This is a genomic window from Aquisalimonas sp. 2447, assembly GCF_012044895.1.
Classification (GTDB): Bacteria; Pseudomonadota; Gammaproteobacteria; order Nitrococcales; family Aquisalimonadaceae; genus Aquisalimonas.
The window spans coordinates 3,566,658-3,577,645 of the sequence record NZ_CP050695.1; the positions used below are offsets into that span (position 1 = coordinate 3,566,658).

8 protein-coding genes are annotated in these 10,988 nt (G+C 67.3%); 4 read left to right on the plus strand and 4 right to left on the minus strand.

The window, feature by feature from the left end:
• The first annotated feature begins 2 nt into the window (after positions 1-2).
• The 3 genes from KU884_RS16915 (at position 3) to KU884_RS16925 (ending at position 2,403) form a co-directional block, all read left to right on the plus strand.
• Positions 3-608 carry an anti-sigma factor gene (locus tag KU884_RS16915; protein ID WP_167783711.1) on the plus strand — a complete coding sequence of 202 codons (606 nt, stop codon included), beginning with the start codon at positions 3-5 and terminating at the stop codon, positions 606-608.
• A 21-nt stretch (positions 609-629) separates the two neighbouring features.
• Positions 630-1,004, plus strand: a complete 375-nt coding sequence (locus KU884_RS16920) for a hypothetical protein (RefSeq protein WP_167783712.1) — start codon at positions 630-632, stop codon at positions 1,002-1,004.
• 106 nt (positions 1,005-1,110) lie between these two features.
• A complete protein-coding gene (locus tag KU884_RS16925; protein WP_167783713.1) occupies positions 1,111-2,403 on the plus strand; it encodes a tetratricopeptide repeat protein in 1,293 nt (430 codons plus the stop codon).
• Between the two features lie 40 nt (positions 2,404-2,443).
• On the opposite strand, the gene ybiO is transcribed toward KU884_RS16925, so the two are convergent.
• From ybiO to KU884_RS16945, 4 genes are all read right to left on the minus strand, one after another.
• On the minus strand, positions 2,444-4,756 hold the full coding sequence (gene ybiO, locus KU884_RS16930) for a mechanosensitive channel protein (protein ID WP_167783714.1): 2,313 nt from the start codon (positions 4,754-4,756) through the stop codon (positions 2,444-2,446).
• A 123-nt stretch (positions 4,757-4,879) separates the two neighbouring features.
• Positions 4,880-6,220 (minus strand): transposase, encoded by a 1,341-nt coding sequence (locus KU884_RS16935; protein ID WP_254432098.1) that lies wholly within the window; start codon positions 6,218-6,220, stop codon positions 4,880-4,882.
• A 95-nt stretch (positions 6,221-6,315) separates the two neighbouring features.
• Positions 6,316-8,622 carry an NADP-dependent malic enzyme gene (locus tag KU884_RS16940; RefSeq protein WP_167783715.1) on the minus strand — a complete coding sequence of 769 codons (2,307 nt, stop codon included), beginning with the start codon at positions 8,620-8,622 and terminating at the stop codon, positions 6,316-6,318.
• Between the two features lie 550 nt (positions 8,623-9,172).
• The gene (locus KU884_RS16945; protein WP_167783716.1) at positions 9,173-9,880 is read right to left on the minus strand and encodes a CDP-alcohol phosphatidyltransferase family protein; all 708 of its coding nucleotides are present in this window, start codon (positions 9,878-9,880) and stop codon (positions 9,173-9,175) included.
• A 106-nt stretch (positions 9,881-9,986) separates the two neighbouring features.
• Between KU884_RS16945 and KU884_RS16950 the strand changes: the two genes are divergently transcribed.
• Positions 9,987-10,979, plus strand: coding sequence for a zinc-binding alcohol dehydrogenase (locus KU884_RS16950; RefSeq protein WP_254432099.1), 993 nt, complete (start codon positions 9,987-9,989; stop codon positions 10,977-10,979).
• Positions 10,980-10,988: the final 9 nt, after the last annotated feature.

Below are 10,988 nucleotides of genomic sequence, written 5' to 3' on the forward strand. Positions count from 1 at the left end.
TCATGGACTGCCAGACGCTGCAATCGGACCTGGACGCCATTCTGGATGGCAACCGCGGCCAGGCGCTCCTCGCGGAAGTGCGGGAGCACCTGGGCCAGTGTCCCGCCTGTCGGGCACATGTGGCCGATGTGCGCGCCCTGCAGCGCGCCCTGGCCGACGGTGACCGCTCCGGGATGCCGGCGGCGACGCGCCAGCGTCTGCTGCGCAGCCGGCATGTAACGGCATTCACCGGCGCTGCGGGCGTTGCCGCCGGGGTGGTACTGGCGGTGGTCGTGACCCTGCTATGGCCGGGCACCGACCACCCCGGCGAGGAAGTGGCCCGTGTGGACGACAGTGACTGGCGCACCACCACGGTGCAGATGGAATTCCGCACTGAACGGGCCCTGTCCGGCGTGCGCTTCAGCCTGGAACTGCCCGAGGGAACGGAGCTGGAGGGCCATCCGGGGCAGCGGCGCCTGAGCTGGGAAGACGATCTGGAAGCGGGGGCGAACCGGCTGCGCATCCCGCTGATCCTGACCAATGAACCGGGTGGCGAACTCGTCGCCCGACTCGAGCACGACGGGCGCAGTCGCGAACTGCGGCTGGCGGCCGATGAACTGCCACGTTAACGACCAATACGGAGGTCGATCATGACGATGAAACGCGCAATGCTGCTGGGACTGATCCTGGTGCCCTTCATGTTTACGCCGCTACACGCCGAAGACGACCTGGACGTGACCATGGACGTGACCGATGAGGACGCCGACGAGGAAGAGGTAAGCCGCGAGCTCAGCCTGCCGGAGAGTGCCTCCGAACAGGGCCGGGAGAGCTCCGAGCAGGGACTGGACACCGCCAACGAGGCCCGCGAGCGGGGCCGCGAATTCGGCCAGGAACGCGCCGAAGAAGCCCGGGAACGGGGCGAGGAAGCCCGCGAGCGGGGTGAAGGACGCGCCGCCGAAGCACGGGAACGCGGCGGCTCTGCCCGTGAACGTGCTGACGGGGCTCGCGAAAACCGCGGTCAGTAAGCGAAACCCGGCTGCCGGGCGTAGGGAAACGCCCGTTCCGTTGCAACTCAAGGTGGCACAGCCGGGCTGTGCCACCTTTTCGCGTTTGCCCGGAGACCCCTCATCGATGACACGCAGACTGCTCTTCCTCGCCCTGCTGGTTTGTGCCCAGCCCCTGCCTGCCGCCGAGAGCACCTACCAACAGGGCCTGGATGCCTTCCGTGACGGCGATTACTCGGCGGCCCTGGAGGCGTTCCAGAGGGCGCAAGACGCAGGCAAAGACACGCCGCAACTCCATTACAACCTCGGGGTGACCCACTATCGCCTGGGGCAGCTCGACCAGGCCGACGCCGCGTTTGCCCGCGCTGCCGAAGGGCCCGACCTGCAGGCACTCGCGCTCTACAATCGTGGTCGCGTCGCCACCCGCGACAACCGCCCGGACGATGCAACGGATCTCTACCGCGCCGCTCGCGACGCGGCGCGCACCGACCAGGTCCACGATCTGGCAAAGGCGGCCCTGGACGCCCAGGCGGAGGCCCGGGACGAGGCCCGGGAACCGCAACGGCCCGGCCCGACGGTACTGGCGGAACTCGGGCTCGGTTACGACAGCAATACGGCGCTGCAGGGCGAGGAGCGCCCCAACGGTGACCGCGGCGACAGCTTTGCCGAACTACTGCTGTACGGCGATATCCCCGTTGCCGGGACCACGGAACGGGGCCTGCGGGTTCACGGCCTGCTCAACGGCGTCCAGCATGCGGACAACAGCGAGGACGACTTCGACCGCCTGGAAACCGGGCTCACCGCTTTCCGCAGCCCCGGCGACTGGCGGCAGGAAATCGGCGCCAACGTCTCCCTCGCCCGCCTGGACGGCGAGCGGCTGGAAACCGCAATGGAGGGGCACGGCGAAGTGAAGCGCGCCCTGGGCGGCGGCCTGCACGCGGGGCTGCGCTACCGGCTGGCATGGATCGATGCCGGTGACGCCTTCGAAGGGCTCGACGGCATCCGGCAGGATCTCCGCGCCCGGCTGCGCGGTTCAAGCGGTGCCGCCCGCTGGCGTGCGGACTACAGCTTCGAGTGGAACGACCGCGACGACATCGAGGATGGGAACGGCGTCATCAGCTACTCGCCCATGCGCCACGGCGTCCATGCCCGCTGGATTCAGCCGCTCACCGACCAGGTGCGGGCCAGTGTCGACGGCGGCGCCCGCTACAGCACCTACCCAGACCGCGAGGACACCGAGGACGGTCTACAGCGCCGGGAGGATCTGCGTTTCCGTCTCAGCGGCCAGGTGACCCGGGAACTCGGCCGCGGCTTCAGCGCGTTCGCCCGCATCCACTGGCTGGACAACCGCTCGTCCATCGAGCGCTACCGGTTCGCCCGCATCCGCGGCGGCGCCGGCCTGGAGTACCTGTTCCACTGAGTCACGGGGCGGCCCGTGGCCGCCCCGTGATGACTGCCGATCAGGTCGGGTCCGGCGTGCCGTCCTCCGGATCCCCCAGCCCCTCGCCGGTGACATCGCCGACATCGCCGGTCTCCGGCCCGGCGATGTGGCCGCGCCGCGGATCGCCGGCATCCGTCTGCAGGGTCTGCACCCGGGCCGGCGGCGCGGAGCCTTCCTTGTCCTGACCGAAGTACAGGGTCATGTGCGGGTACGGAATCTCGATACCCGCCGCATCCAGATGGCGCTTGACCAGGCGGTTGTAGGCGCGGCCCACGGCCCACTGCATGCCCGGCACCGTCTTGATGCGTACCCGCACGCTAACGGCGCTATCGCCGAAGGCGGTGACGCCGAAGATCTCGAGATCGCCCAGGATGTGCTTGCGCTGATCCTCATCTTCCATGAGCTCGTCGAAGGCCTCCTGCAGCCGGGCGATGACGTCGTCGGTATCCTCGCGGTACGCCACACCGTAATCACCCAGGTGGTAACCGTAATCGCGCATGAAGTTGGACACCGAGTCCACGCTGGAGAACGGCACCATGTGGTAGGTGCCGGCCAGGTCACGTAGCCCCAGGGAACGGATGGTGAGCTTCTCCACGGTGCCGGACATGCCGCCGGCGGTGACGAAGTCCCCGGTATTGATGGCGTTCTCCAGCTGGATGAACACCCCGGTGATCACGTCCTGCACCAGCTTCTGGGCGCCGAAGCCCACGGCCAGGCCGAGCACGCCGGCGCCGGCGATCAGCGGGCCGATGTTGATGCCGATCTCCGAGAGCACGATCATCGCCGTCATGGTGATCAGCACGATGGCGAAGGCGTTGCGGAAGATGGACAGCAGCGTCTTCTCCCGCGCGCCCGGCTCGCCACCGCGGGCATCCGGGTTGAGCCGGTGCTCGATCCAGCTGGCGACGCCGATCCAGACGCCGGCGGCCACGGCGAGGATGATGGCCACGGTGATCGCCGTCGCCAGCAGGGCCGCGCCGGCATCGGAGGCCAGCCACCCCCCCAGATCGAAGATCGCCCAGGCATCCAGGATCAGCGCCAGCACGACCAGCAGGATGACCACACGCAACACCTTCAACGCATTGGGCACGTAGGAATTCAGGCGATCTTCCAGGGACGGGAACCGTAACCGCGTCTCTTCCGGCACACTGATGCGCCGGCCGATCACCTGGGTCAGCAGCACGGAAATGAATAGCCCGGCACCGGCCGCGACCAGCGTCTGCACGGTGGCCTGGACCATGAACGGCAGCGCATCCTCCGGCCGCACCAGGGTGGCGAGACTGAGCGCCAGGAAATAGGCGATGGCCAGCAAGTGCCAGGTCCTGCCCAGGGCGTGCAGCAGCGTCCGCGTAAAGGCCATTTCCGCATCACCGGCCCTGGCTTCGAGATTGGCACGCACCCGCTGGCGATTCTGCAGTACGATTGCCAGGGCATAGAGGAACGCCATGGCCATGATCAGTACCGCCAGGATGCGACCCAGCTCCGGCGCCAGGTCCATGTTGACGATGGGCACCACCACCATGAGGCCATAGCCGATGAACCCGGCCAGGCGCGCCAGCCATACGTTCCAGTAAGCGGCCTCCTCGGCCTGCATGGGCAGAAGGCGCAGACCGTCATCCCGTGAGGCGAACACGGTACGGATCAGGGCCTTGAACACTTCGATCAGCAGGAAGGCGTTGAGGAACAGTGCCTGCCGCGTGTCCATCACGCCGGCGTCGCCCAGGACGAACAAGGCGAGACCGTAACCCACCAGATAGGCGAGAACGATCACCGCCAGATCCACCACTGTGGCGCCGATCACGGCAACGGCGCGCCGGATCAGCCCGGTGCCATCACTGACACTGCCAGCCATGGCCCACTGGCTTGCGCCGGCGAACAGCGGCCGCGCCAGGCGCCGCAGCAACAGGAACGCCGCCACGGTCACCGCGATCACGATGCCGAGACCGATCGCCGCGGTACCAATGGCCGCAAACCCGGCGCCAAGCTCATCGAAACGGATGGCCCCGAGCGCGCTTCCGGCCTCACGGAACTCCGAGACAAACCCCTCCGCAATGCCCTGGGTGAAATCGGCAATCTGGCGCGGTAACGTCAGCGCTTCCGTGGGTTCCTCCTCCGCCGCCGGTGCCGCCTCCGTGTCCTCGGCCGCGCCCCGGAGCTCCCGGATCAGACGCTCGCGGGCGTCGTCATCTTCGAGGATGTCTGCGAGGCGGGTGGCCTCGCTGCGCTCGCCATCGGCGCCCTCCTGGGCCACGGCAGGCAGACTGAACGCCAGCAACGCGATAGACAGCAGCAGGAGCCGCAGCAGACCGCCGCGGAAGAGGTTCGGCACCATTCGATTTCCCCTCGATCAGAAACAAGAAAAATGGCCGGGCACCCTGGCCCCTGGCCGTGGTCATGGATTGAAGCCTCCGGCGATTCATTTCCTGAGGGAAATTGAATCGCGGATTCCGATCACTCACGCAGCCAATGTGGCCTTGGACCACAGGCTGGAGAGTGTCACCGGACTTCGCGGTGTGCGCTCAGACTTCGGCTGAGGCGCACAGGCCGCAGACTCGCGTCTGCCGCCCTGGAAGTACACCACCCCGCGGGCGGCGATGTTGTACGCGGCGTTGAGATCCGCGTGGTAGCGCTTGCCGCTGGCAAAGGTGCACAGGCCGTGGTTGCGGGCATCCCGCTTGACCGCCCCGGAGCCATCGAAGGCCTGACTGGAGGTGCCCCGGGCGTGAATCAGCGCCGTGCGCAGCCCCACCTCCCGGGCTTTGCTCTGGACGCGGTCGACCAGCATGCGATGGAACCACCGGTGAAAGCGTGCCTTCATCGACGTGCGCTTGCCACCGGCCTTCGGTCGCCAGCCCTTGAGGTTTTCCGCCACCACCGCCTGACAGTCATGCGCCCGGGCCAGATCGACCAGTTGCCGGCTGATCTGGTGGGCGGCATTGTCCGCCAGGTGCTTGAGACGCAGGTGGTCCCGGGCGCAGAACCCCGGTGGCAGCCGGGTGCCGTGGCGAGTCTGCCGCCTCGCCGCTTTGCGGATGCGCTGCATGAGTCGATGTTCCCGGTCCTTATCCGGTCGCCGGAGAAACCCTCTGGCGTGGACAGTGCCTTGATCATCGACCACAGCCCATGTGGCCGCCGTATTGATCCCCACATCCACCGCGAGCACCCGCTTCGGGGCTCTCACCGGCTTCACCGGGGTGAACTGCTCCGGCAGGGAGAGCCCCCACCGTTTTCCATTGGACGTCAGCATCGGCGATTGACTCGTGCCGCGGCCGCGATAGCGCAACGTCCCGGACAGCCGGAACCCCATCCACACCCAGTCATTGCGGTACCGGACCTTGATGAACGCCTGCGTGCCCTCCTTGTTGAGTTTGATGCACTGCCCGCCGTACAGGCTGGGAAAGGTCTTCGTGCTGGCGGTCAACCTGGGCGGCCGGGCGTTCGCATGACGGCGCTTACCATCGAGCCAGTCACTGTGGCGGGTCATAAACGAGCGTACCTGACCCACCGCGTCCATGATCGCTACCCGGCGGAGATAGCTCGGGAACTTGTAGTAGCGGTTCTGGAAATACCGGTACCGCACATCAGGGCGCTTGGCGGTAGGGTGGACCAACCCCTCCATGACCGACACCACGGCATTTCCTTCCAGCGGGCCGATGGCCGGCCAGTGGGTGAACGCCACAGTCATCAGATCGCGCACCAGCCGACGGTACAGCCGCAGCGTCTCGGACAACGCCTCGCGTTGCGCCGGGCTGTCGGCATGAATACGGAGTCGGTCGGAACGGGTGATGCTGCCCATGGAAAACACTGTATATTTAACCACCCACCAGGACAAGCCGCCTTGACCCGCGAATCATTCAAAGAATGGATTCGGGGAATGCGGCGGCGTTTTGTTCAAGTGTCTTGTACGGCACGGTCTCGGCCCCCCTCGGGCACGCGCGCCGGGGACTGTGCCACGGTCAGGGCACTCATGTTCACCAGCCCGCGCACGGTGATGGACTGCGTCACCACGTGGGCCGGCGCATTGGCGCCGATCAGGATCGGCCCCACCGAGACCCCGCCGCCCAGCACCTTGAGCAGACTGTACGCGATGTGGCCGGCATCCACATGGGGCATAATGAACAGATTCGCCGCGCCCTGCAGCCGGGAATCCGGATAGGCCAGGTCGCGGATCTCCTGGGAGAGCGCGGCATCGGCGTGCATCTCGCCGTCCACTTCCAGGTCCGGCCGCTCCTTGTGCAACCGGCGTACCGCCTCGCGCATGCGTATCGCCGGGGCGGACTCCTGGCTGCCGAAGTTCGACCGCGAAACCAGTGCAATCTTCGGCGCCACGCCGAAGGCGGACACCTGCTCGGCGGCCATGCCGGTCATCTCCACCAGCTCCTCGACGCTGGGCTCCATGGTGGCGTGGGAGTCGCAGATGAAGAACGTGCCAGCGGGCAGAATCAGCGCGGTGATCGTCGCCAGGGAGTGGACGCCCGGTGCCGGGCCGATGACGTTGTCCACGGCATCCAGATGGCGCTGGAACTTTCCCACCGAGCCGCAGATCATGCAGTCAGCGTCACCCTTGCGCACCATCAGCGATGCAATCACCGTGTTGTTGGTGCGCACGGTGGCCTTGGCGTCATCCGGAGAAACCCCGCGACGGCCCATGAGCGCCTGATACTCGCTGTGGTATTCGCGGAAACGCGGATCGCTGTCCACGTCGATGACGGTGACGTCCTGCCCCGGGCGAAGCCGCAGCCCCAGTTCGCTCATGCGCGCCGCGATCACAGACGGCCGGCCCACCAGGATGGGTGACGCCAGCCCCTCGTCGACGACCTCCTGGACCGCCTGCAGCACCCGACGGTCCTCGCCTTCGGCAAACACCAGCCGCCGCGGGGCCTGCCGGGCGCGCTCGAACAACGGCTTCATGAGCAGCCCGGACTTGTACACGAACTCGATGAGCTGCTGGCGATAGGCGCCGAAATCCTTAATCGGGCGGGCGGCCACACCGCTCTCCATGGCGGCGCGTGCCACCGCCGGAGCGATGCGCACCGGCAACCGCGGATCGAAGGGGCTCGGAATCAGGTAATCCGCACCGAAGCGGCTTTCGGTGCCGCCGTAGGCCTTGGTCACCAGTTCGGAGGGTTCGTCCATGGCCAGATCGGCGATGGCCTGGGAGGCCGCCAGTTTCATGTTGTCGTTGATATCCGAGGCGCCGACATCCAGGGCACCGCGGAAGATGTAAGGGAAACAGAGAACGTTGTTGACCTGGTTCGGGTAGTCGGAGCGGCCGGTGGCAATGATGGCGTCGGGGCGCACCTCCCGCGCCGTCTCCGGCAGGATCTCCGGTGTCGGGTTGGCCAGGGCCATGATCACCGGCTTGTCGGCCATGCGCCGGACCATGTCCGGCTTGAGCACATTGGGCGCCGACAGCCCCAGGAACAGATCCGCGCCCTCGATCACGTCGTCCAGGGTGCGGGCATCGGTCTCCCGGGCATACACCGCCTTCCAGCGATCCATGCCCTTCTCGCGGCCGGCATGCACGACCCCGTCGATGTCGGTGACGGTGATGTGCTCCAGCGGCAGGCCCAGTTTCACCAACAGGTTCAGACAGGCCAGGGCCGCCGCTCCGGCGCCGGAGCAGACCAGCCGGACGTCCTCGATGCGCTTGTCCACCACCCGCAGGGCATTGGTCACCGCGGCGGCGACGATGATGGCGGTGCCGTGCTGGTCATCATGGAACACCGGGATGTCCATGCGCTCGCGCAGGGCATCCTCGATGATGAAGCACTCCGGCGCCTTGATGTCCTCCAGGTTGATGCCGCCGAAGGTGGGCTCCAGGCGTGCCACGGTGCGGATGAACTCCTCCGGGTCGCTCTCCTCCACCTCCAGGTCGAAGACATCGATGTTCGCGTACTTCTTGAACAGCACCGCCTTGCCTTCCATCACCGGCTTGGCGGCCAGTGGCCCGATGTTGCCGAACCCGAGCACCGCAGTCCCGTTGGTGACCACCGCCACCAGGTTGCCGCGAACGGTCAGGCGCGCCGCTTCGTCGCGGTCAGCGAGGATCGCCTGGCAGGCGGCACCGACGCCGGGGGAGTAGGCCAGTGAGAGATCGCGCTGATTCGCCAGCGGTTTGGTTGGCGTGATTTCCAGCTTCCCGGGGCGCGGCTCCCGGTGATAGCGCAGCGCCTGTTCCTGGAAGTCCTTGCTCATGACCGTTCTCGCTGTTGCGCGTTATTGTTATTATTAGCCTAGCCCACTCCACCACCCCGTTGACACCGCGCACCGCAACAATCCGGGAGTTGACCGCAGCCGCTGCTCCCCTAACCCGTGTTCGCGCACACGGCCCGGTCACAGGCTACCCTTGTGCGCGCCCCACAACTCGGACAGGCGGGAATCGACATGTCGACGCCGGCAGGTGCCTCACCCTGATTCGGGCAGCCACGACGACTGCAGGCGGCGTGTCCGTGAAAGCCGCAGAGGGAACAGGCGGGTCCGCTCCCGCGCACCAGACCAACACCACGATCTTCCCGTCGGTTCGGGCACGTTGGCCGGTCACAGGGACGTCCCGTATCTGCCCCACAGCTCAGACAGTTGCTTCGTTCAATGTGCATCTGGTTTCCACCTCGTCAGGAGAGCGCTGAACAAGTCGTCATTGCGGGAGCAGAGCGACGAAGCAATCTCTTGATCCCTCGTCATCGCTGGCGGTGTGGATTGCTTCGCTGCGCTCGCAATGACAATAATCCTTTGATTCAGCGTGTTCTTAGCGGCTCCGGGCCAGCGACAGCCAACGGATATCCGCGGAAAATGAACTGGCCAGGAAACCCAGCGCGGCAGCCGCCGCCAGGGTCGCCAGCCAGCCCGGAATGACCGGCGCAAGCACCGCCGTCAGCACCACGCCCTGGATCACACAGGCCGTCTTGCGCCGGAATGACGGCGGTAGCGGCTGCTGCATCCAGGGCAACAGCCAGGCGGCGGCCACGAAGGCGTAGCGCATGCCACCGATCAATAGCACCCAGACACTAGTCTGGCCGGACTGCCAGACCAGCACCGACAGGCCCAGCAGCAGCAGCGCATCCAGCTCCATGTCGAAGCGCGCCCCGAACGCGCTGGCCGTGCCGGTCCGGCGGGCCACCCAGCCATCCACGCCATCCAGGGCCAGCACCAGACCGGCAAACACCACCGCCAGCCAGCGTCCCGTCTCGGTGAGCACCTCCGGGAACGGCACGAGCGCCAGCACCGGCATGGCCAGGACGGCCCGCCCCAGGGTGACCCGGTTCGCCGCGCCCAGCCTGCCGGACGGCAGCCGGTGCGCCGTGACGGCCAGCACGCTAACGCCGGCCAGCACGAGCAGCAGGGCAACCGCCGGCAGGGTCGGCGGCACTGGCAGAACGGCGTAGACTCCCAGGCAGAGCACCATGGCTGCAGCGGACGCCGCGGCCAGGTCCCGGGCGACGCTCCAGGGCGGCATCCGGCCGCCTGCTCGCCCCGTCCCGGGGCCGGCATGGAGACTCGGAATGTACATGAATAGTGTATAGACTCAACAATGTTTGTATATGACGAAGAGCGTAGCAGAAATGGTCCCGCCCCGCCCACCTGACCGGCCAGCAACCGCGTCCCGGTTCCAGATCCAGGAGCCCCTGCACGGCGCCATCGTCGACACGCCGCTGCCGACGCCGCGCGATGCCGAGGTGATGGTGCGCAGTCTCTACTCCGGGATCAGCCGCGGCACCGAAGGGCTGGTGTTCCGCGGCGAAGTGCCCACGAGCCAGCACCAGGCCATGCGGGCTCCGTTCCAGGCCGGCGAGTTCCCCGGGCCGGTGGCCTACGGCTACATGAACGTCGGCGAGGTCATCGACGGTCCCGAAACACTTCGCGGACGCACCGTGTTCTGCCTGCATCCGCATCAGGACTACTATGTGGTTCCCGCTGCAGCCGTCGTTCCACTGCCCGCCAGCGTGCCACCCGCCCGCGCGATCCTGGCGGCCAACATGGAAACGGCGGTCAACGGGGTCTGGGATGGCACCCCGGGGCCCGGCGATCGCATCAACGTGATCGGCGCCGGCGTCATCGGCCACCTGGTCGCCTGGTTGTGCAACGCCATTCCCGGCACCCGGGTCACGCTGGTGGATACGCTGCCCCAGCGCGAGGACAGCGCCGCCGCACTCGGGCTCACCTTCGCCACCACGCCGCCGGCCGAGCCCGCCGACCTGGTCTTCCACGCCAGCGGCAGCAGCGAAGGGTTGCGAACCGCCCTGGAGCACACTGCCCTGGAAACCACCGTGGTGGAGCTGAGCTGGTACGGCGACCGGGCGGTCCCTGCACCGCTGGGCGAGGCGTTTCACGCCCGCCGGCTCCAGCTGCGCAGCAGCCAGGTGGGTCACCTGCCACCGAACCGGGCGCCGCGCTGGTCCCACCGGCGGCGCCTGGAGCTTGCCCTGGCACTGCTGGAGGAGCCGGCGCTGGACGCGCTGATCACCGGCGAAAGCCCATTCGCCGCCCTGCCGGAGGTCATGCAGACCCTGAGCACCACGCCGGCAGGCACGCTCTGCCACCGTATCCGCTACTGACCGGAGGCC

Excerpts from the sequence above, each read along its gene's own strand:
- KU884_RS16915 (WP_167783711.1), top strand. The coding sequence starts at position 3 with ATGGACTGCCAGACGCTGCAATCGGACCTGGACGCCATTCTGGATGGC.
- KU884_RS16920 (WP_167783712.1), top strand. The coding sequence starts at position 630 with ATGACGATGAAACGCGCAATGCTGCTGGGACTGATCCTGGTGCCCTTC.
- KU884_RS16925 (WP_167783713.1), top strand. The coding sequence starts at position 1,111 with ATGACACGCAGACTGCTCTTCCTCGCCCTGCTGGTTTGTGCCCAGCCC.
- ybiO (WP_167783714.1), bottom strand. The coding sequence starts at position 4,756 with ATGGTGCCGAACCTCTTCCGCGGCGGTCTGCTGCGGCTCCTGCTGCTG.
- KU884_RS16935 (WP_254432098.1), bottom strand. The coding sequence starts at position 6,220 with ATGGGCAGCATCACCCGTTCCGACCGACTCCGTATTCATGCCGACAGC.
- KU884_RS16940 (WP_167783715.1), bottom strand. The coding sequence starts at position 8,622 with ATGAGCAAGGACTTCCAGGAACAGGCGCTGCGCTATCACCGGGAGCCG.
- KU884_RS16945 (WP_167783716.1), bottom strand. The coding sequence starts at position 9,880 with ATGCCGCCCTGGAGCGTCGCCCGGGACCTGGCCGCGGCGTCCGCTGCA.
- KU884_RS16950 (WP_254432099.1), top strand. The coding sequence starts at position 9,987 with ATGGTCCCGCCCCGCCCACCTGACCGGCCAGCAACCGCGTCCCGGTTC.